This is a genomic window from Streptomyces sp. NPDC044921, assembly GCF_056432865.1.
In genome coordinates this window covers 125,201-147,289 of record NZ_JBWKIF010000014.1, presented here as the reverse complement: position 1 = coordinate 147,289, position 22,089 = coordinate 125,201, and the positions used below count along the sequence as shown (strand labels likewise).

At 75.2% G+C, this 22,089-nt stretch carries 11 protein-coding genes; 6 read left to right on the top strand and 5 right to left on the bottom strand.

What is annotated here, in order from left to right; translation table 11 throughout:
* Nucleotides 1-28: 28 nt before the first annotated feature.
* The 3 genes from AC07DA_RS22625 (at nt 29) to AC07DA_RS22615 (ending at nt 2,812) form a co-directional block, all read left to right on the top strand.
* Complete coding sequence (locus AC07DA_RS22625; RefSeq protein ID WP_383326134.1) at nt 29-277, top strand: acyl carrier protein; 249 nt, start codon at nt 29-31, stop codon at nt 275-277.
* Nucleotides 277-1,761 (top strand): class I adenylate-forming enzyme family protein, encoded by a 1,485-nt coding sequence (locus AC07DA_RS22620; RefSeq protein ID WP_479129970.1) that lies wholly within the window; start codon nt 277-279, stop codon nt 1,759-1,761. The genes AC07DA_RS22625 and AC07DA_RS22620 overlap by 1 nt, the downstream gene beginning before the upstream one ends.
* 106 nt (nt 1,762-1,867) lie before the next feature.
* Nucleotides 1,868-2,812, top strand: a complete 945-nt coding sequence (locus AC07DA_RS22615; RefSeq protein WP_479129969.1) for a 4'-phosphopantetheinyl transferase — start codon at nt 1,868-1,870, stop codon at nt 2,810-2,812.
* 54 nt (nt 2,813-2,866) lie between these two features.
* Here AC07DA_RS22615 and AC07DA_RS22610 read toward each other — a convergent pair whose 3' ends face one another.
* The 4 genes from AC07DA_RS22610 to AC07DA_RS22595 form a co-directional block, all read right to left on the bottom strand.
* Nucleotides 2,867-3,061 (bottom strand): antitoxin, encoded by a 195-nt coding sequence (locus AC07DA_RS22610; protein ID WP_479129968.1) that lies wholly within the window; start codon nt 3,059-3,061, stop codon nt 2,867-2,869.
* A gap of 66 nt (nt 3,062-3,127) precedes the next feature.
* Nucleotides 3,128-4,357 carry a crotonyl-CoA carboxylase/reductase gene (gene ccrA / locus AC07DA_RS22605; protein ID WP_479129967.1) on the bottom strand — a complete coding sequence of 410 codons (1,230 nt, stop codon included), beginning with the start codon at nt 4,355-4,357 and terminating at the stop codon, nt 3,128-3,130.
* A 22-nt stretch (nt 4,358-4,379) separates the two neighbouring features.
* Complete coding sequence (locus tag AC07DA_RS22600; protein WP_479129966.1) at nt 4,380-8,312, bottom strand: type I polyketide synthase; 3,933 nt, start codon at nt 8,310-8,312, stop codon at nt 4,380-4,382.
* A complete protein-coding gene (locus tag AC07DA_RS22595; RefSeq protein WP_479129965.1) occupies nt 8,305-16,917 on the bottom strand; it encodes an amino acid adenylation domain-containing protein in 8,613 nt (2,870 codons plus the stop codon). Before AC07DA_RS22595 ends, AC07DA_RS22600 begins: the two co-directional genes overlap by 8 nt.
* 466 nt (nt 16,918-17,383) lie before the next feature.
* On the opposite strand from AC07DA_RS22595, the gene AC07DA_RS22590 reads away from it, so the two are divergent.
* Nucleotides 17,384-18,694, top strand: a complete 1,311-nt coding sequence (locus tag AC07DA_RS22590; RefSeq protein WP_479129964.1) for a phthiocerol/phthiodiolone dimycocerosyl transferase family protein — start codon at nt 17,384-17,386, stop codon at nt 18,692-18,694.
* A 68-nt stretch (nt 18,695-18,762) separates the two neighbouring features.
* Entirely contained in the window at nt 18,763-19,281 is a 519-nt protein-coding gene (locus AC07DA_RS22585) for an RNA polymerase sigma factor (RefSeq protein ID WP_479129963.1), read from the top strand.
* A gap of 102 nt (nt 19,282-19,383) precedes the next feature.
* Here AC07DA_RS22585 and AC07DA_RS22580 read toward each other — a convergent pair whose 3' ends face one another.
* A complete protein-coding gene (locus tag AC07DA_RS22580; RefSeq protein WP_479129962.1) occupies nt 19,384-20,070 on the bottom strand; it encodes a PAS domain-containing protein in 687 nt (228 codons plus the stop codon).
* Nucleotides 20,071-20,784: 714 nt separating this feature from the next.
* On the opposite strand from AC07DA_RS22580, the gene AC07DA_RS22575 reads away from it, so the two are divergent.
* Complete coding sequence (locus tag AC07DA_RS22575) at nt 20,785-22,029, top strand: helix-turn-helix domain-containing protein (RefSeq protein ID WP_479129961.1); 1,245 nt, start codon at nt 20,785-20,787, stop codon at nt 22,027-22,029.
* Nucleotides 22,030-22,089: the final 60 nt, after the last annotated feature.

Genomic DNA, 22,089 nt, shown 5'->3' with positions numbered 1-22,089 from the left:
CCGGCACGCCGAGGCGAAAGGGGAAACCATGAGCACCATCAGGGAGTTGCTGGTCGAACTCACCGGTACGGCCGAGTACGCCGGCCAGGTCGGCGACGACGTCGACCTGGCCGCCAGCGGCATCGACTCCGGGGACCTGGTGCGCCTCGTCCTCCTGGTCGAGCAGCGGCTCGGCGTCGAGATCACCGCCGAGGACATGGAGGAGCTGCGCACGATCGGCGACTACGAGCGTTTCGTGGCCGAGCGTGCGGTCGCGGGCGCGAGCGGCGGTGCGTGATGTGGCTGACGCAGCTGCTGGAGCGCAACCGCCAGTGCCGGCCCGGCCGTACCGCCCTCGTCGACGAGGAGCGCAGCGTCACCTGGGGCGAGTTGCACGACCGCACCCGGGAACTGGCGCTCGGCCTGGCCGAGTCGGGCATTGAGCGGGGTGACCGGGTCGCCGTGCTCTCCAAGGACCGCATCGAGGTCCTGGAGAGCTACTTCGCGCTGGCCCGGCTCGGCGCGCTGTTCGTGCCGCTGAACCACAGCCTGACCGAGTCCGAGGTCGCCGGGATCGTCGAGCGCGTCGGCGCGGTGGCGGTCCTCGGCGAGTCCGAGCTGCTGGACCGGCACGCCGGGCTGCCGTCGTCGGTGCGGATCCGGCTGGCCTTCGACAAGCCCGAGTTCGCGGCGCTGGGCACCCTGAGCGCGGCACGGGACCTGCCGGACGTGGCCGACACCGACCCGATCGCCGTGCTGCACACCTCGGCGACCACCGGGCAGGCCAAGGGCGTCACCGTCGACAGCGCGTCCTTCCGGGCCATCGCCCTGGGCTGGCTGGTGATGGCCGGCCCCACCGACGACATGGTCATGGTCAACTGCTGCCCGCTGTACCACGGCAGCATGGTCGTGTCCCTGACCTACCTGGCGGCCGGGGCGACGGTCGTGCTGATGCCCGGCTTCACCCCGCAGCGGGCGCTGTCCGCGGTGGAGCGGCACCGGGCCACGCACATGTGGCTGGTGCCGCAGATGCTGCGCTTCATGCTCCAGGCGAAGGCGTCCCGGCACACCGACCTGTCGTCCCTGCGGGAGGTGCTCTACGGGGCCGCCCCGATGCCGCTGGACGTCTACGCGGACGCGGTCGAGCGGCTCGGCTGCGGTTTCCGGCAGGTGTACGGGATGACCGAGGTGGGCGGCCCGTTCGTCACGCTCGGCCCCGAGGAGCATCCCGCCCCCGGGGACGTCACCGCGCGGATCCCGTGCGGGCGGGTCGTGCCGGGGATGTCCGCCCGCGCGGTGGACGCCGGCGGCCGGGAGCTGCCGCCGGGCGAGATCGGGGAGATCGTGGTGCGCGGACCGGGCGTCATGCAGGGCTACTGGAACGACCCGGAGGCCACGCGCGAGATCACCCTCGACGGCTGGATCAGGACGGGTGACCTCGGCTTCATGGACGAGGAGGGCCGCATCAGCCTGGTGGACCGCACGAAGGACCTGATCCTCCGCGCGGGCCAGAACGTCTACCCCTCGGAGATCGAACGTGCCCTGATGACCCACCCCGAGGTCCGGGACGCGGCGGTCGTCGGGATGCCCGACGCGGACTACGGCGAGGTGCCGCTGGCGTACGTCGCGCTGGAACCCGGCGCGCGGGCGGACGCGACGGCGCTGCTGGCGCACGTCGCGGGCCTGCTCGCGCCGTACAAGCGCCCGCGGCGGGTGGAGTTCATCGAGCAGGTGCCGCGCAACCCCGCCGGGAAGATCGTCAAGAAGCTGCTGCGGGCGTGAGCGCGTGGGGCGGTGGACGGTGATGACCGGGCGCCCCGTGCAGACCGGGCCGGCCACGACAAAGACGTCGTGGCCGGCCCGCGCCGGTCGGGAGCCCGCCGAGGCGGTGGGACGCTCCCTCGCGGCCCTGGCGCCGGTGCTGGGCGCCGCCGGGCTGGGGCTGGGTGTCGCGTCCGTCCGGGAGCCGTGGCCGCGGCCTGCCGGGCCCGCCGAGGCGGCCGCCGCGGCGGCGATGCCGCCGGGGCGCCGACGGGAGTTCCTGGCGGGCCGGCGGGCCGCCCGCCGTGCCCTGCGCGCGGTGGGGCTGGAGTGCGGCGAGATCCCGCGTGCGGGACGGCTGCCGGTGTTCCCGCCGGGCCGGGCCGCGTCGATCTCGCACAGTGCCGGCATCGCCGTCGCGGTGGCCCGCGCCCCGGGCCGGGACCTGCCGCTCGGCTGCGACCTGGAGCTGCGCCCCCTCCCCCGGGCGGCGGCCCGCCTGGTCCTGCGCGCGGACGAGGAGACGCTGCTCGCGGACGAAGACGCTCGGGCCGACGACGGGGGCGCGCTGCCCCTTGCCCAGGGCGGGCCGCCCCATGCCCACAGCACGCTCCTCGTTGCCAGGAACGCACCGTCCGACGGCGGGAGCCTGCTGTCCGTCACCGAGGAAGGTCCCGCCGCTGACCACAGCACGCCGCTCGTCGTCGGGAACGCTCCCGTCGACCACGGGAGTGCGCTGCCGCGTGCCGGCAACGCGCCGGTCGGCGGCGGGGACGTGCTGCCCGCCGCCGAGGGCGTTCCGGCCGATGGTGAGGGCGTGCGGGTGCGGGTGGAGGAGGTGACGTCCGAGGGCGGCGCCGGATGGTCGGTGTCGGAGCTGTTCTCCGCCAAGGAGGCCGCGTGGAAGGCCCTCGCCGTGGCCGGAGCGGCGGGGAGCCTGCGGGATCTGCTGGCGTCGCCCTGCGGGGGCGGCCTGTGTGTCCGCCTGCGCGCCGATCCCGGCCGGGCCGTGCGGGTGCGGGTGGTGCGGATCGGCGCGGGGGTGTTCAGCTGGGTCGCCGGCCGGGCCTGAGCGGACACGTCCCGCCCCCGGCGCGGCGCGCCGAGGGCGGGAGGAGGGGGCGTATCAGCGTTCCGGGGTGCCGCCGTCCCGGTAGGAACGGCGCACGGCGTCGGCCGCCTTGTCGGTCTTCGCGTCGTACTTGTCGCCCGTCCGCTCGTCGACCATGCGCTCGGCGCCCGAGACGCCCTTGTCGGCCTGGTCGGGGTGACCCTTGGCCCTCTGCTTGGCCTTGTTCATCAGGTCGCCCAGCTTGCCCATGGGGTACCTCCGGGAGGTGCGTGTGCGTCGTACCCCGCCGCAGGTACCCCTCTGGCCGGGCGTGAATCACCCGCGGTCGCCGACCCTGGCGGCCATGTTGCCCGCCGGATGGCGGTTGTCGTGGATCAACTGGTGTGCGAGGCCGATCTCGTCGAAATCGAAGGTCTGAGACAGGCACGGATCGATGATTCCCTGGTCGATCAGCCGGGTGACCTCGCGGGCCTCGCGGGCGGTGGCCACGTGCGAGCCCTGCAGGCGCTTCTGCCGCATCCACAGGAAGCGCAGGTCGACGTCGCCGTTGTAGCCGGTGGTGCCGCCGCACAGGACGACCATGCCGCCGTTGTCGCACAGGTACAGGGACGTCGGGATCGTGTCGGCGCCGGAGTGCTCCAGCACGACGCGCGGGCTGCGGCGCTCGCCGAGCACGTCCCAGAAGGCCCGCCCGAAGGCGCGGGCCCCGGACAGCCAGCGGCCCATGGCCTCGTCGTCGGAGGTGTCCGGCAGCCGCCCCCAGTGGTCGAACCGGCGCCGGTCGATCCAGCCCTCGGCGCCCAGCTTCAGGCAGAACTCGCCGCGCTCCTCGCTGGAGACGACCGCGACGGGGATGCCGCCGACGTGCCGCACGAGCTGGATGGCGATGCAGCCGAGACCGCCGGCACCGCCCCAGACGAGCACGGGGTCGCCGGGGCGCACCGTGTGCGGCGGCCAGCCGAAGAGCTGGCGGTAGGCGGTGGCCGCGGTCGCCATGTAGCAGGAGGCCTCCGCCCAGGACAGCCGGGCGGGCTTGGGGTGGAGCATGTAATCGTCGACGACCGCGAACTGGGCGAAGGACCCGTAGTTCTCCTCGTAGCCCCACACCCGCTGGCTGGTGGACCAGGTGGGGTCGCCGCCGAGGCGGATGTCCTCGGCCTTCTCGTCCCAGCGGTTGGCGAGGACGACGACCTCGTCGCCGAGCTTCACGCCGCGCACGTCCTCGCCGACCGCCCACACGATCCCGGACAGGTCGGAGCCGCCGATGTGGAAGTCCTCGGTGGCGCCGGCCTTCTGCCGGGCGGCGATCACGTCGAGCGGTGAACCGAGCGCCGCCCAGACGTTGTTGTAGTTGATGCCGGCCGCCATCACCTTCACCAGGACCTGTCCGCGCCCGACGGGCGGGACGTCGACCACTTCGGTGCGGAAGGCGTCGACGGGCTGTCCATAGCGCTCACGGCGGATGAGCGAGGCGTACATCTTCGTCGGGGCGGTACCGATCTCGGGGGCGTCGCCGAGTTCGTAGAGGTCCTGGGTCGCTCTCACGCTGGTTCTCCTCAACGCGGGTTCACGGGGAAGGGTTCGTGGCGGACGAGGGTGTGGCGGACGGAGGTGCGGGGGCCGGGTCGCCGAGGCCGCGCAGGGCCTTGGCGACCGCTTCGCCGATCCGGGCGATCGGTTCGGGTTCGGTCATCTCGTAGTGGCCGCACGGCACTTGGTGGTCGTGCAGGGTCCCGTCGACGTACGGCCGCCAGCTGTCGGCCTTGCCGGGCAGCACCGCCAGGTCCGTCGGGAAGTCGGTGGCCTGCTCCTCGGCGGCGCTGAAGAACAGCACGTCACCGCGGTAGGCGCCGGGTGCGAACTGGGGTGCGATGCGCAGGTTGTTGCGCATGACGGCGGCGATGGCCGCGGCCTCGGAGCGGGTGACGGGGACGCTCGCCGGGTCGGCCGCGACCCGGGCGTCGATGCGGTCCAGGACGGTCTCCACGGGCGTCCCGTCGACGTCGAGCCCGGCCACCCTCGACAGCAGGGCCGCCACCTGGCGTTCGGCGGCGCCGGGGTCGTGGGCGGTGCCGTGCGGCTGCGGGGCGTCGAGCATCGCGAGGAGCTCGACCCGCTCGCCGTCGCGCTGCAGGGCGCAGGCCATGGCGTGCGCGACGAACCCGCCGTAGGACCAGCCCAGCAGCCGGTACGGGCCGTGCGGCTGCACCTGGCGCACGAGGTCCAGGTAGTGGGCGACCATCGCGGCGGCGTCGGGTGCGGGCGGCGTGGTGCCGTCGAGGCCGGCCGCCTGGATGCCGTAGACGGGCTGGTCACCGCCGAGGTGCGGCAGCAGGCCCGTGTAGCGCCAGGCGACGCCGGCGCCGGGGTGGACGCAGAACAGGGGCGGGGCGGTGCCCTCGGGGCGCAGCGGCAGCAGCGGGCCGAGGGCGGTGGGGGCCGTCCCGGGCGCCTTCTCGTCCGCCTCGCCGGCCGTGGCGAGGACCCCGGCCACGGTGGGCGCGGCCAGCAGGGTCGCCGCGGGGATGTCGAGGACCCCGGCGCCACGCAGCCGGCCCGCCAGCAGCACGGCGCGCATCGAGTCGCCGCCGAGGTCGAAGAAGTTGTCGTGCAGGCCGATGCCGCCGATGCCGAGCGTCTCCTCCCACAGGCGGGTGACCTCGCGTTCCCGGTCGGTGCGCGGCGGTACGTGCTCGGTCGTCAGCCGGGGCCGCGGGGCGAGGCCGGGCGCGCTCCCCGGCGTGGCCGGGGTGTCGTCGGACGGGCCGGAGCCGGTGCGGGCGCCGGGGGCGTCGATCCAGTGGCGCCGCCGCTCGAAGGCGTACGGCGGCAGCGGTGCCCGCCGGGGGCTGCCCGGCACCGGGGGCAGGGCGCTGTCGACGCCCGCGCTCCACAGCCGGCCCAGCGCCTCGGCGAGGACGAAGCCGTCGGACGCGTCGGCCTTGGCGTGCCGCATGGTGGTCACCGTCACCGGGGTCGCGTCGGTGAGCCGGCCGGTGGCGAGTTTGGTCAGGGTGTCGCCCGGCCCGATCTCGACGAGGACCGGGTGCAGGCGGTCCCACAGGGCGGCGATGCCGTCGGCGAACCGCACGGTGCCGCGGGTGTGGTCGAGCCAGTGCCGTACGGAGGTGGCCTGGTCGTCGGTGACCCAGGTGCCGGTCACGTTGGTGACGTACGGGATGCGCGGCGGACGCAGGGTGACCTGGCGCAGGTGGGCCTCGTAGGCCGGCAGGACCGGGTCCAGGACGTGGGAGTGGGCGGCGACGGGGATGCGCAGGCGGCGGAACGGAACGCCGCGGCGGGTCAGTTCGGCCTCGAAGCGCGCGACGGCGTCGAGGTGCCCGGCGACCGTGCAGGCGCCGGGGCCGTTGACGGCGGCCAGGGACAGGTCGCCGCCGAGCAGCGGCCGGATCTCCTCGGCCGGGGCGGCGACGCCGACCGTGGCGCCGCCCGCGGTGCTGATGAGCCGGATGCGTTCGGTGACCAGGGGCAGCATGTCCGCGAGGTCGATGACGCCGGCGAGACAGGCGGCCGTGTACTCGCCGAGCGAGTGGCCGATCAGCGCGTCGGGGCGGACACCCGACTCCATGAGCGTGCGGGCCAGGGCGTACTCGGTGACGATGAGCCCGAGGAACGCGGAGGTGTCGTCGGGCCGTCGCTCCTCGAACAGGGCGGTGCGCAGGTCGGCGCCGAGGACGGGCCGCAGGATGCGGGCGCACTCGTCGACGGTGTCGCGGTAGAGGGCGTGGTCGCGGTACAGCTCCTTGCCCATGCCCGGGTACTGGGTGCCGCCGCCGGGCAGCAGGAACGCCACGCGGACCGGGTCGTCGGTGGGCGGCGGGACGGCCGGGGCGGCGCTGCGCAGGGCGTCGACGGCCTCCGCCGGGGTGGCCGCCGTGACGGTGAGGCGGTGGCGCAGCGCGGGCCGGTCGGCGCGCAGGGAGTGGGCCACGTCGTCCAGGCGCAGCTCCGGCCGCCGTTGCAGGTGCCGGGCGAGTGCCTCGGCCTGGCCGCGCAGGGCGCCGGCGGTGCGTGCGGACAGGGGCAGCACCAGGCGGCGGCCGTCCTCGGGCGCGCGGGGCGCCGCGGGGGCCGCGGGCGGGGCCTCCTCCAGGACGACGTGGGCGTTGGTGCCGCCGATGCCGAAGGCGCTGACGGCGGCGCGGCGGGGGTGGTCGCCGGCGGGCCAGTCCTCCAGCCCGGTGGGCACGCGGAAGGGGCTCGCGTCGAAGTCGATGAGGGGGTTGGGCCGGTCGAAGTGCAGGCTCGGCGGGATCTGCCGGTGTTCGAGGGCCAGGACCGCCTTGATGAGTCCGGCGATGCCGGCGGCGGCGCCGAGGTGGCCGATGTTGGTCTTGACCGATCCGAGGGCGCAGAACCCGGTGCGTTCCGTGCTGTGCCGGAAGGCCTCCGTCAGGGCGGACACCTCGATCGGGTCGCCGAGTTTGGTGGCGGTGCCGTGCGCCTCGACCAGGCCGATGGTGCCGGCGTCGACCTCGGCCTGGGCCTGCGCGGCGAGGATCACCTCGGTCTGCCCGGCGGCGCTCGGCGCGCTGAAGCCGACCTTGCGGCGGCCGTCGTTGTTGACGGCGGTGCCGCGGATGACGGCGCGGACGCGGTCGCCGTCGGCGAGGGCGTCCTCCAGCCGCTTGAGGACGACGGCTCCCACGCCGTCACCGGAGGAGGTCCCGGCGGCGTCCGCGGCGAAGGCGCGGCAGTGGCCGTCGGGCGAGAACGGCCCGTCGGGCACGTGGCGGTAGCCGAGCGCGGCCGAGGGGTTGAGGGAGACGGCGGCGGCGAGCGCGGTGTCGCAGCGGTGGTCCAGCAGGTCCTGGCAGGCGGTGTGCACGGCCACCAGCGCGGTCGAGCACGCGGTCTGCAGGGACACGCTGGGCCCGGTGAGGCCGAGTTCGTAGGAGACGCGGGTGGCGAGGGTGCCGAGGGAGTTGGCGGTGGCCGCGTGGACCAGCTCCACCGAGCCGGGCCGCCCGGCGAAGCGCGGGTGCACGTGGGCCGGGTAGTAGCGGCTGTCACCGGCGCCCGCGTAGACGCCGAACGCCCCGGCCGTGCGGTCGCCGGTGATGCAGCCGGCGTCCTCCAGGGCGTGGTAGGCCGTCTCCAGCAGCAGCCGCTGCTGCGGGTCGACGACGGCGGCCTCGGCGGGACTGTAGCCGAAGAAGCCGGAGTCGAAGCGGTCGATGCCCTCGACGGCCGACGCCATCCGGATCAGTTCCGGGTCGTCGAGGTCGCGCGGGTCACCGCCCGCGGCCAGGAACTCCTCGTCGGACACGGGCCGGATCGCCTCCCGGCCGGCCGCGAGGTTCTCCCAGAAGGCGTCGAGGTCGTCGGCGCCGGGGAAGCGGCCCGCCATGCCGATGACGGCGACGGCGGGGAACTCGGGGAACTCCTCGTCGTGGGATGCGCTGGGGTCGTGCACGGCGGGTGCCTCGTCCTCTCCGGGCTCGGTGGTGTGCTGCGTGGTGTCCGCGCGGTCAGGCACGGCCGCGGTCCCTGCCCTGGCGGGCGGACCGGCGCGAGCGGGCCGCGCGTTGGCGGCGGGCCTGTTCCCTCGCGCGGTCCAGGCCATCGGTCTCGGGCCGGGGTGACGGTCCGGCGACCGGCGACGGCTGCGCGCCGGTGGCCGACAGGTGGCGGGCCAGGTCGCGGACGGTGGGGTGGGCGAACAGGTCGACCACCGACAGGTCGGTGCCGAAGGCGCGGTTGACGGCGCTCTGGGCGGTGACGAGGAGCAGCGAGTTGCCGCCCAGGTCGAAGAAGTTCTCGTCCCGGCCCACCCGGTCGCGTCCGAGGACGCCGCACCACACCTCGGCGAGCCGGCTCTCCAGCCGCCGCAGCTCCTCCCCCGCCTCCGTCTGCTCCGGGCGGGGGCCGGTGCCCGCCGAGCGCAGCGTCCACGCGTCCTCGGGGAGCCCGGCCGCGCGGGCCGCGTCGGCCGCCGCCCGGTACAGGGCGCCGAGATCGGTGCCGTCCTCCAGGCCGACGCGCGCGGCCAGGCGCCGCGTCTGGCGCACGGGCGCGACGACGTGGCTGCGGACCCAGGGGGCGGTGCGGTCGGCGCCGATCAGCAGGTGCGGTTCGTCCAGGGTGCGGGCGAGGTCGAACGAGCGCAGCGCGGCGGGGACGTCGAGCAGCCGGTAGCCGCGTGCCTGAGTGAGCGCGGTGAGCCGGTAGCCGTCGCTCATGCCCCGCTCGCGCCACATGCTCCACGCCAGCGACTGCCCGGGCAGGCCGAGGCCGCGGCGGTAGCGGGCGAGCGCGTCCAGGTAGGCGTTGGCGGCGGCGTACGCGGCGTTCATGGCGCCGCCGAAGAAGCCGTTGAGCGAGGAGAAGGTGACGAAGGAGGTGACCGGGTGGTCGGCGGTGAGCCGGTGCAGCGTCCACGCGCCGCGCGTCTTCGCGGCGAGGGCCCGGCGCCAGGTGGCGGTGTCCAGTTCGCCGACGGGGCGTTCCACCAGTGCCCCCGCCAGGTGCAGCACCGACGCCAGGGGCGCGCCCCACGCCTGCGCGGCGGTCTCCACGGCGGCCCGGACCTGGCGTTCGTCGGTGACGTCGGCGCGGGCGTACCGGACCTCGCCCAAGTCGCGCAGCCGGGACAGCCCCTGGGCCTCCGCTTCCGGTGTGCGGCCCGTGATCAGCAGCCGGGTGCCGGGGGTGCGCAGCAGATGGGCGGCGAGCTCGATGCCGACGCCGCCCAGGCCGCCGGTGAGCAGGGTGAAGCCGTCCTGGGCGGGCGGCTCGTCGCGGGGCGGGGCGTCGGGCAGGGCGGCGAGGCGGCGTACGTACCGGTGTCCGTCGCGGTACGCCACCTCCGTGGCGTCCGCGGTGACCGTCGCCTCGGCCGTCAGCAGGGGCAGCGGGTCCGTGCCGTCGCCCGGGGGCAGGTCGAGGTGCGTGCCGCGCAGCCGGCCGGACTCCTCGGCCAGTGACTTGAGCAGCGCGCCCGCCATGGCGTGCGCCGGGTCGGGGCGGTCGCCGGGGAGCACGTCCTGGGCGCCCGCCGTCACGTACACGAGGTCGACGGGCCGCTGCGGGCCGGGCCGTGCGGCGAGGGCACGGGCGAACGCGAGCAGGTCCTCCGGGCCGGCCGTGTCGTCCGGCGCCGTCTCCGGGCCGCCCGCGCCGCGCAGTCCGGCGAGGTGCAGGACGGCGTCGACCGGCCGCTGGTCCTCGTCCATCCGCCGCAGCAGCGCCGCGTAGTCGGTCTCCTCGGCGGGCCGCACGCGGTGGTGCGCGGCGTCGAGCCGGGCGTACGAGGTCCCCTCGACGGCCAGCGTGCACCGGCCGCCACCGGCCCGCAGGACGTCGGCGAGCCGTTCCGCGAGCCGCCACACCCGGGGGTCGCCGCCCGCGAGGACGAGGGTGTGCCGGCCGGGCGGCGCCACGGGGGTCCCCGGGCGTTCCGTCCGCTGCCACACCGGGCGCAGGAACCAGTCGGGGACGGTCGCGGCGGTGCCCAGCAGGAGCTGGGTCCGGCGGACCTCGTCGTCGAAGGCGCCCGCCTCGAAGCTCTTGCGCAGTCTGGTGCGCTGGATCTTGCCGATCTCGGTCTTGGGGATCGTGTCCCGCTCGACGGGGATGAGGTAGGCGGGGCTGACGCCGATCTCCCGGGTCACCTTCCCGGCGATCTCGCGCAGGGCGCCAGCGGTGACCTCGGAGGGGAGGTGGAAGAAGAGGGCGAGTTCGTCGGTGGGCGAGGCCGGGTCGGAGCGCACGGCGACGGCGGCGGTGAAACTGCGCTCCACGTACGGCAGTTCCTCGACGCACGCCTCGATCTCGTGGCTGTAGTGGTTGACGCCGTTGACGATGATGACGTCCTTGGCGCGGCCGGTGATGTACAGCTCGCCGTCGCGCAGGAAGGCCAGGTCGCCGGTGTCGAACCAGCCGTCCTCGGTGAACGCCTCCGCGTTGGCGGCCGGGTTGTCGTGGTAGCCGCCGGTCACGGAGGTGCCGCGGACCTGGAACCGGCCCGCCTCGCCCTCGTTGAGGAGCCTGCCCTGCTCGTCCACGATCCGCATGGCGAACCCGGGGTAGGGCAGGCCGCAGCTGACGAACGTCCCCTCGCCCGCGACGGGTTCGGCGGGCAGGACGGCGTCGGTGACGACCGAGCAGGTCTCGGACATGCCCCAGCCGGGGTGCATGACGTCCTGCGGCAGGCCGAACGGCTTCAGCGCGTGCAGGAACCGGCGGGCGGCCGAGGCCACGACGACCTCGCCGGCGTTCATCACCAGCCGCATCGGGGACAGGTCCCAGGCGCGGTCGGTGAAGCGGCCGGACTGCTCGGCGAGCAGCCCGAAGGCGAAGTTGGGCGCCCAGGTGACGGTGACCCGGTGCCGGTCGGCGAGGTCCATCCAGCGCAGCGGGTCCTGCAGGACCCAGGAGGTCGGTGCGTGGATCTGACGGCAGCCCAGGTACACGTCGCGCAGGTGGAACATCACCACGCCCGTGACGTGGTCGAGCGGGATCCAGTTCAGGGTGACGTCGTCCGGGCCGAGGCCGTTCGTCTGCTCGGTCGCGGCGGAGCGGGTCAGGACGTTGCGGTGGGTGAGGCGCACGGCCTTGGGCAGGCCGGTGCTGCCGGACGTCATGAGCATCAGCATGAGGTCGTCCGGTGCGGCGGGGTGCCAGTCGTGGTCCTCGGGTGCCTCGCGCAGCGCGTCGGCCGTGGTGAGCCGCAGGCCGGGCCAGTCCTGCCGGGCGGCGACCGCGCGCACCCCGGCCTCGGGGCCGGCGGAGCACACGATCCAGGGCCGTCCGAGCATCCGCCAGATGCCCTCCAGTTTGGTCAGGGCCGCCGAGGGGGTGTCGTAGGAGGCGGGGACGGTCAGGGGGACGGCGACGAAGCCGCCGAGGACGCAGCCCCACAGCACGGCGAGGAAGTCCTCGGTGGCGTCGCACTGGAGGATGACCTGGTCGCCGGGGCGCAGGCCCGCCCGGCGCAGTCCGGCCAGGACGCGGGAGGCCTCGGGGATCAGGGAGGCGTAGCTGCGCCGGTGTTCGCTGCCGTCGGCGTGGACGTGGACGATGTCGCCCCGGTCCCGTGCGGCGGCGCGGCGCAGGGCCTGCGCCCAGCCGGTCACGGACGGCTCGGTGAGGGCGGGGCCTTCGCTGAGGGCCGGTGCGGCGGTGGCCGTGCCGGTGCGGCCGGCGGGGGCCGGTCCGGTGGTGCGGCCGGGCAGGCCGGTGTGGCGGCGGTCGAGTTCCTCGGGGGTGTTCTCCACCGTCACGTCGGCCGTGGTGACGCCGGGCACCCGGGTCAGCCGGTCGCGCCAGGCGTCGGCGGCGGTGCGGTCGACGGCGGGCAGGGCGCGCAGGGCGGCGGTGTCGACGGTGCCGTGCCCGGTGCGGGGCAGCGCGTTGACCGCGGTGACGCGGACGGTGCCGTGGCCCGCCCGGCCGAGGAGTTCCTCGGCGCGTTCGGCGGCGTCCGCCCGTCCGGGCACCACGTACAGACGGGGCGGGGCGTCGTCGGTGCCGGGCAGGGCGTGGGCGTCGCGGATGCCGGGCACGGACAGGGCCGCGTCCGCCAGTGCCGCCGGATCGGTCGCGGCCGGGGCGGGGGTGCGCTCGGGCAGCGCGGGCAGGTCGCCGAGGCGGACCGACGCATCGGCGCTCACCGCGCGCAGCACGTCGTGCAGGGCCCCGGCGAACGCCTCGGCGGTGGCGGCCTCGTACAGGTCGGTGGCGTATTCGACGTGCAGGGTCAGGCCGTCGGGCGCGCCCTGCGCGGTCCGGCGTTCCAGGACGTCGACGAAGAGGTCGAACTTGGCGGTGCCGGTCGCGGTGGGCCGCAGCTCGGCGCGGGTGCCGTCCAGCCGGAGGACGGCGGGTTCGTTGTTCTGGAGGGCCAGCATCACCTGGAACAGGGGGTGCCGGCCGGGTGTGCGGGGCGGGTTGAGGTCGTCCACCAGCCGGTCGAAGGGGAGGTCCTGGTGGTCCAGTGCGGCGAGGTCGGCGGTGCGCAGCCGGGCGAGCAGGTCACGGAAGGCGGGGTCGCCCGAGGTGTCGGCGCGCAGCACCAGGGTGTTGGTGATCAGGCCGATCAGGGGGTCGAGGGCGGGTTCGGTGCGGCCCGCGACGGGGGTGCCCAGGACGATGTCCTCGCCGGCGCCGCAGCGGGTGAGCAGGGCACTGACGGCGGCGTGCAGCACCATGAACAGGCTGGCGTTCTCGCGGTCGGCGAGGCGCAGCAGCGCGTGGTGCAGGTCGGCGCCGACGGCGGTCTCGACGTGCGCTCCGCCGCCGCGCGGGGCGGTGGGTCGGGGCCGGTCGCCGGGCAGGGTGCATTCCTCGGGCAGTCCGTCCAGGGCGGTGCGCCAGTGGGCGGTGAGCCGCTCCAGCCGGCCGGGGCCGTCCGGGCCGGGGGCCAGCAGGGCGCGCTGCCACAGCGCGTAGTCGGCGTACTGCGCGGGCAGCGGGGCCCAGTCGGGTGCCCGTCCGGCGCGGCGGGCCGCGTAGGCGGTGCTCAGGTCGTCGGCGAAGGGACGCAGCGACCAGCCGTCGGCGGCGCTGTGGTGCAGGACGAACAGCAGGGTGGAGCCCACCAGCCAGACGGCGAGGGGGCTTTCGGCGGTGAGGTCGAAGCGGTGCCGCAGCGCGGCGGTGACGTGCGCGGCGGTCTCCGCGGCGGGGCAGTCGACGTGCCGCAGTGCGGGGCGCAGCTCGCCCGGCGGCAGGACGCGCTGGTACGGCGTCCCGTCGTGCTCGGCGATCACCGTGCGCAGGATCTCGTGCCGGTCGGCGAGGTCGCCGAGGGCGGCCCGCAGCGCGCCGGTGTCGACGTCGGCGTCCAGGGTGACCAGGAGCGGGATGTTGTAGGTGGCCGCTCCCTCGTCGAGCCGGTTGAGGAACCACATGCGTTCCTGGGCGTACGACAGCGGCACCCGCCGCGGCCGTACGGCGTCGCCGAGGGCCGGCCGGGGCAGGGCGGCGTCCTGTACGGCGAGCCGCTGGGCGAGGGCGGCCGGGGTCGGTGTCTCGAACAGGGCGGTGATGGGGATCTCGGCGCCGGTCTCGTGCCGCAGTCGGGCCAGCAGGCGGGTGGCGAGCAGCGAGTCGCCGCCCAGGTCGAAGAAGCCGGCGTCCACGCCCACCGAGTCGCGCGGGAGCTTCAGCACGTCTTCGAACAGGGCGCACACCAGCACCTGTTGGGGCGTGCCGGGGCGGGTGCCGGTCGCGGCGGCGGTGAAGTCCGGGGCGGGCAGGGCCTGGACGTCGAGCTTGCCGTTCGCGGTCAGCGGCAGTGCCTCCACGGGGACGACGGCGGCCGGGACCATGTGCTCGGGCAGGTGCGCGGCGGCGTGGGCGCGCAGCTCGGCGGGGCTCACCGGGGTGTCGGACGGGACGGTGTACGCGACGAGGTGCAGGGCGCCGTTGGCGGCCCGGCGGGGGACGACGGCGGCGCGGGTGACGCCCGGGTGGGCGGCGAGGACGGCCTCGATCTCGCCGGGTTCGACGCGGAAGCCGCGCAGCTGGATCTGCGCGTCGGCGCGGCCGAGGTAGTCGAGGGTGCCGTCGGGGCGGCGCCGGGCCAGGTCGCCCGAGCGGTACATGCGGGTGCCGGGCGGGCCGTAGGGGTCGTCGAGGAACCGTTCGGCGGTCAGGCCGGGCCGGTCCAGGTACCCGGGGGCGACGCCGGCGCCCGAGACGTACATCTCGCCGGTCGCGCCGGGCGGCACCGGGCGGCCCTCGCCGTCCAGCAGGTGCACGCGCAGATCGGCGAGGGGGCTGCCGATGACGCTGCCGCGGCGCGGGTCGTCCAGGTCGGCGCGGGTGAGGCGGTGGTGGGTGACGTGCACGGTGGTCTCGGTGATGCCGTACATGTTCACCAGCGCCGGGCGGTCCAGGCCGTGCCGGTCGGCCCAGGGGCGCAGCCGCGACGGGCGCAGGGCCTCGCCGCCGAAGACGATGTACCGCAGCGCCCCGGTGCCGCCGCCCCGTTCGAGGTCGGCGTCGGCGAGTTGCTCGAACGCGGACGGCGTCTGGTTGAGGACGGTCACGCCCTCGCGGTGCAGCAGGTCCAGGAACGCGCGCGGGGAGCGGCTGACGGCGTACGGGACGACGACGACCCGGCCGCCGTGCAGCAGGGCGCCCCAGATCTCCCAGACGGAGAAGTCGAAGGCGTAGGAGTGGAACAGCGTCCACACGTCGTCGGCCCGGAAGTCGAAGTGCCCGGCGGCGGCGGCGAAGAGGCGCACGACGTTCGCGTGCGGGACGGGCACGCCCTTGGGGCGTCCGGTGGAGCCGGAGGTGTGGATGATGTACGCGATGTCGGCCGGGCCGGCCGGTCCGTGCCGGTCGGCGTCGGTCAGGTCGGCGGCGGGGCGGCGGGACAGGCCGGCGACGGTCTCCTCGTCGTCCAGGCGGACGACGGGCAGCGCGTCCTGGGCGAGGTGCGCGTGGGCGTGTTCGGTGACGAGGACGACGGGGGCCGCGTCCTCGACGACCAGCCGCAGCCGCTCGGCCGGGTGACCGGGGTCCAGGGGCAGGTAGGCGGCGCCGGTCTTGAGGACGGCCAGCAGGGCGGGCAGCAGCCGGATGCCGCGCTCCAGGGCCAGGGCCACGACCCGGCCGGGGCCCGCGCCGTGGTCGGTCAGCAGCCGGGCGAGCCGGTTGGCCTCGGCGTTGAGCTCGGCGTAGGTGAGCTGGTGGTCCCCGCAGGTGACGGCGATCCGCTCGGGCCCGGCCGCCGCCCGCTCCTCGAACAGTTCGGTGAGGGTCCGTTCGACCGGATACGTGTGGACGGGCGTGTCGCGGGGGTGTTCCCCGGGCAGCAGGACGTCCAGGTCGCCCAGCGGTGTCTCCGGATCCGCCTCCGCGAGCCGGTGCAGCACGGTGAGGAACCGGTCGCGGTGCAGGGCGAGTTCGTCCTCCTCGTACAGGGCCGGGTTGGCGTCGAAGGCCAGCCACAGTCCGCCGGGACGGGCGCCGGGCCGCACCGAGATCTGCAGGTCGTCGACGGCTCCGCCGGACAGGTGGTGCCAGGTGATGCGGTGCCCGCCGAAGACCGGGGACTCGTCGAAGGGGACGATGTTGAGCACCGGCCCGTACAGCCGGCGTCCGGTGCCCAGCAGGCCCAGGTCGCGGCGGAGGAACTCGCCCCGGTAGCGCTGGTGGCGGCGCAGGGCCTCCAGTTCGCCGGCGACGGTCCGCGCCAGCTGCGCCACGGGTGTGTCCGGGGCGGCGGCCACGCGCAGCGGCAGGACGTCGGAGGCGGTGCCGGGGGTGCGCAGCGCGGCACCGCCGAGGCGGCTCATGGTGGCGAGGCCGAGCACCAGGTCACCGGCGCCGGTCATCCGGTGCAGGTAGGCGGCGGTGGCCGCGGTCAGCAGGTCGGTCCGCCGGACGCCGAGGCGGGCGGCGGCGCCGTCGAGGGCCGCGGTCTCGGCGGGTGTCAGTTCGGCCGTGCGGCGCAGGAAGGGCGCGGTGGGGGCGGCCGTGCGCGCGGTGAGCCGGGCGGGTTCCGGCAGGCCGGCCAGGCGCCGCGCCCAGTGGTCGCGGTCGCGGGTGTACCGCTCGGAGGCGCGGTAGGCCGCCTCCTCCTCCTGCAGCCGGCTCACCGGCGCGAAGCCGGAGGGGCCGGGGTCGCGCCGCTCGGCCAGGGCGTTGTACGTCTCGGCCAGGCGGCGCCCGAGGAGCTTGTAGCTGTAGCCGTCGAGCAACAGGTGATGGGCCCTCAGCAGCCACAGGAAGCGGTCCGGGGCCAGGGTGAGCAGGGTGTGCGCGAACAGCGGTCCCTTCTCCAGGTCCACGGGCGTCGCCATATCGGCGCGGACGTGGGCCCAGGCGGCGGCCTCGGGATCGGGCGCGCCGCTGACGTCCACGCGGTGCAGGGTCCAGTCGTCCGCGTCCGGGGCGAGCCGGCGGTGGGGGCCGTCGTCGCCGTCGGCGAAGCGCAGCGCGAAGGTGTCGGCCTCGGCGACGGTGCGGCGCAGCGCGGTCTCGAACAGGTCGGTGTCGAGGGGGCCGTGGACCTCCACCGCCTCCGCGGTGTTGTACGCGGCGCTGTCCGGTGCGAGCCGCCCGGCGTACCAGAGGCCCTCCTGGGCTCCGGACAGCGGCCGGCGTTCGTCCTCCTGCAGTGACATAGCACAACCCTCACGTGGCAAGCCGTAACGTCCCGGACGGAGAAGGCCCGGCCGGATGGGAGGGGCGCGGCCACCGCCTCGTGCGGCCCGCGCGTGGGGGGTGACGCGCCGGGCCGGCCCACGGGCGAAGGAGAGGCCGCACGCCGAGGGCGGGGGTCATCACGTCACCCGCCCGTCTCACGGCACAGCACGGTGGTGCAACGGAAGCGGCCGGGTCAAGCGGAACCGGGCTTCGGGGCCCTGATTCAGGGGTTTCCCTGAAGAATGCGAAGCCGGGGATTGTGCGCGCCGCTCGAACTTCTAGGGAAATCACGCGATTTTCCTCGGCACCGGGTTCTCGGCTGGATTCGGCCGCGTGGTGCCGTGCACTCTCGAAAGGCCCCTGACACCCCCGCGGACCCCCGCGGCGGACATCCCATTCCGGGCCGCGGACCCGAAAACGAACGACGGAAAGAAGGCTGACGGCATGCACCGTGCGCTGTGTCCGGTCGAGACGCTCTACGTGGGCCAGAGAAGCAGAGCCGTGCTCTCCTGCACCCTGCGCGGACCCGTCGACGTCGCCGCCCTGTCCGCCGCCTTCGACGCCATGACGGAGGCCAACCCGCCCCTGCGGTCCCGTATCGCGCAGGACGGCGCGGGACCCGTGCTGCGCCTGCTCGGCGAGGACGAGCGGCCGCGGCTGATCACGCGCACGGGCCACGACGAGGACGAGGCCTACGCGGCCGAACTGAACAGGCCCCTGCCGGTCGGGGGACCGCTGAGCCGCGCCGTCCTGGTCAGCGCGGCGGACGGCGAGCGTCATCTGTTCGTACTGGTGGTGGACCACACCGTGACCGACGGTCACAGCAGCATCGCGCTGCACAACGCCCTGTGGGACCGCTACCGGGCGCTGGTCGAGGGGCACCCGCCGGCCGGGGCCTCCGGGCCCGGTCTGCCGCGCTGGCCCGAGCCCGTCAGCAGCCTGCTGCCACCGGCCGACGACGCCGACACGGCGAAGTACCTCGACAGCCGCCTGGATGCGGTCCGGCGGAACCCGGTCGAGCTGGTGCCCTACGACGCCGCCACCGGTGAAGGGGCCGGCGCGCAGGGGCACATCGAGGTCCGCAGACTGACCCTGGAGGCGGACCTGACCTCACGGCTGCGCCGGGCGGCGCGCGGCGCGGGCGTCTCCGTGCACGCCCTGATCGCCGCGACACTGCTGGCCACCGCGCGGCGGCGGCTGGGCGGCGAGGGCGCCCGCACCCTCGGCTGCCTCTCCCCCGTCGACCTGCGCTCCCGGCTGTCCCCGCCGGTGCCCGCCGCCGCCCTGGTGCCCGCGGTCACCACCCATCTGCAGACCCTGGAGGTGTCCGAGGCCTCCGAGCCGCTGGACCTGGCCCGGGCCGTGCACGGTCGCCTGAGCGACTTCCTCTCCCGCGGCGACCACGTTCACGAGATGCGCATCACGCCCGAGATCCCGCGGAACCCGGCTCTGCAACTGGCCACGGTCATCGCCACGAACATGGGCGTCGTCCCCGGGCCGCGACTGCCGGAGGGGCTGCGGGCGGCCGACGTACGGCTGGTGCCGGCCCGCGAGCACTACTTCCCGCAGGCGGGCCGCAGCCCCGTCATGGCGTGCGTCGTCTCCTTCGAAGGCCGGCTGTCCATCGAGTTCCCGCACTCCACCGCCTGTTTCAGCCCGTCGTTCATGCGGGCGTTCCGCGACGACGTGCGCGCCGGGCTGCTGCGCTTCGCGACCGCGGCGCACACCCGTCCCGCTCCCGCCGCCACCGGCTGACCACGGCTCCTCCTCTCCCTTCCCTCACCCCCCGCCCGCCCGGCCGCCGTAAGGAAGCACTGCCCGACATGACCACCGTCAGCGAACTCCCCTCCCCCCTGACGCTGCTCCCCCGAGCCCAGGCGGGCGACGAGCACGCGATGAACCACCTGCTGACCGGCATCACCCCCTACGTGGCACGCATCTGCAGGTCCATCACCCACGACGACGGCGCCGACGCGACGCAGGAGGCGCTGCTGGCCATCTACCGCGGCCTGCGCTCCCTGCGCGAGCCGGCGGCGTTCTACGGCTGGGTGCGCTCGGTGACGGTCCGCGAGGCCGTCCGCACCGCGCGGCGCTACGGCGAGGAGAGCTGCTGCTCGGAGGTCGAGTCGCAGCAGGAGGCGAACCCGCTGGACGCGGTGCACATCAGCGACGTGCTGGAGCGTCTGTCCCAGGCGCACCGGCAGGTCCTCACCCTGCGCGCCTACGGGCTCAACGAGGAGGAGATGGCCGAGGTGCTCGCCCTGCCCGTGGGCACCGTCCGCTCCCGTCTCTTCCGCGCCCGCCGCCGGTTCCAGGAGGCCTGGCAACCGTCGGCGGCGTGAGTCGGGCGCCGGCGCCCCGGCCCGGACCCACGCGCGGGCGGCCGTGACGGTACGTCACCGCCACGGCCGCCTCGCCCGGGACGCGCCCGGTCCCGCCGTCCGCTACCGCACGTGTTCCGGGAAGACGCGCGGGGGCCACAGGCCCGTGGCGAACATGCCGAGCGCGTGCGCCCGGGCCACCAGGGCGGGGCGGTTGGGCGCGTCGAAGCGGCGCAGCATCTGCCCCACCCGGTACTCGATCCCCTGACGGCTCAGATACAGACGGGAGGCCATCTGCACCGTGGACTCGCCACTCGCCACCCCTTCGAGCACCTGCGCGTCGAGGGCGCTGAGCAAGGGCCCGCCGGGGATGCCGCTGCCGGACCGGCGCAGGAAGACGACGAGCCCGGCGGTCTCGCCGGAGGGCTTCCTGACGGCGACCGCGGTGATGTCCGCCGGGAATTCCCGCCCGGCGCCGTCCCGGCCCGTCACCCTTTCCTTGAATCTCCGGCATCGTCCCGTGGAAAGTGCCGTGAACTGTTCCCGCAGGCGGGCGGTGACCGGTGAACCGAGGAGGTCGAGGAATCCGTACCCGCATATCTCGTCGGCGCTGAGGCCGAATTGGCGGGCGAATTCGGGTTCCGCGGCCGTGACGGCCAGGTCCCCGGGGGACACGTGGGCCGTACAGGCGCGTACCGGGGTGTCACCGCCCGGCGCTGCACCGCCGGTTGCGTCGCGGCGGGCGGGGGCGGCCGGAGCGGCGGCGTTCTTCTTACGGGGCGAGGCGTCGGGGAAACTCGTGGTCGCCACGGACGTACCGTCCTTCTTCCTGCGCGTGGGGGCTGGGAAGGGTGTGCGAACGCGGACGGACGGATGCGCTGTGCCTGGGTGTCGGCGAACGTCCCGCGCCGGCGCGGGCCGCCTCGTCGGCGGCCGGGCCGGATGCCCGCGTCGTCCCGGAGGGCCGGCGGCGAGGCGCCGGAGTCCCGGGGTCGGTCAGGAGGGGCAGAGGAGGCGGCGCCGAGGCGGCCGGCGTCTGACTGCCGTGGAAAACGTTGTCACGGCCATTCGATCTCGGTGTCCGTTCCCGGTGTGGAGTCACCGGGCGGACCGGCGGGCCGTACGTCCGGCCTGCGCCAGGGGCCGGTTCGGGAGCTGCGCAGCACGACAACCTCCACTTGACGAAGATGGGATCGCAGCAGGGGATCACCTTCGAGACTAAGGGTCGACAATCTCGGTGGCAAGGCTTTGCCAGGTGACGTCGGCTACCTGTCAACTCCTTTACAACCGGGCGCCTCTCGGGCACCGGAAGCCGCGATTCGGCCATCGTCGGTGAGGCCGGAGACCGCTTCGGCAACGGTCGGTTGACCTGCGCTTGACGGGTTGTCGCCCCTTGCCCGGCTTCCTAGAGTGTTGACAACTCAGGCGCGCCCGACCGGGCAGGCGAGGACCGGGAGCGGTACGGCCGCGTCGTCCGTCGGCCGCGGGACCTCGCCGATCGCGCCTTCGAACCGGAGGGGGGAGATGCTCGAACAGCCGCATTTCGGCCGTCGGCTGAAGAGGCTCCGGCTGGCCCGGGGGCTGAGCCAGGCCGCCCTCGTCGGCGACGGCATGTCGACGGGGTACCTGTCCCGCCTGGAGTCCGGGGAGCGTCGCCCCACCGAGCGCGCCGTGTCCTATCTCGCCCACCGGCTCGGCGTCGACACCTCCGCCCTGGCCGGCCCCTCGGACGGCAGGTCCCTGACCGGCGTCCTCGCCGCCGCGGCCTCGGCCCCACCCGGCACGGACGAGACGGCGGCGCTCGGCCGCGCGGTCGAGGAGGACGCGGGAGCCGACCCCGCCGCCCGCTGGCAGGCCCTGTGGCTGCTGAGCCGGGCTGCCGGTCGCGACGGCGACTACGAGCTGGAGCGCACGTGGCTACGCGAACTCATCGCGCTGAGCGACCAGTTGGAGGACCCTGAGCTGCGGACCCGGGCGCGTGTCCGGTACGCCCGCTGCACCCGCGCCCTGGGCGACATGCGCGCCGCGGAACCGGCGGCCGTGGAGGCGGTGTCGGTCGCCCGCGACGCCCAGGTGCGCGTGCCCGACACGTTGGCCGCCCTGATGGTGCTGATCAGTGTCGAGACGGAACTGGGCAGGCTGGAGGCGGCCGGCCGGCACGTCACCGAACTGGAACGGGACCTGCTGCCCCGGGCGTCAGCGGCCCAGGCGGCCGAGGCGCTGTGGACGGCCGCCGTCGTCAGCAACCGCGCGGGTGACGACGAGACGGCACGGGCCCGGCTGGACCGGGCCCTGGCGCTGCTGCCCAGCAGGGACGACCTGACGCTGTGGGCGCGGCTGCGCGCCGCCGCCACCGCCGCCGCGCTGCAGATGTCGCCGCCCGGCGTGGCCGCCGCCGAGTGCTGGCTGACCGAGGCGGCCTCCGTGCTGCGGCTGATCGGCACGCCGCTGCAACTCCAGGAACTTCGCGCGCTCCAGGCCCATCTCGCCTTCCACCAGGGCCGGCTGGACGACGCCCGGGCCCTCAGCGAGGACCTGCTCGGCGAGGCGGATCTGCGCCTGTCGTACCGGGACCGGGTGCGGTTGTCCGTCCTCGACGGCCGGCTGAAGATCCTGTCGGGCCGCGCCGACCAGGGCATCGCCGCCCTGGAACGGCTCGGGCAGCAGGCGACGATGTCACGGAACCTCGACCTGGCGGCCCACATCTGGAAGTCACTGGCCACGACCCTGGCGGACGTCCGTGCCGCCGAGGCACGGCCGGGCCGGTAGAGGGCTGGACCGGCGACGCCCAGGGTGGGTGCTCCCCCTCTCCGTCACGGTCGGGCGACT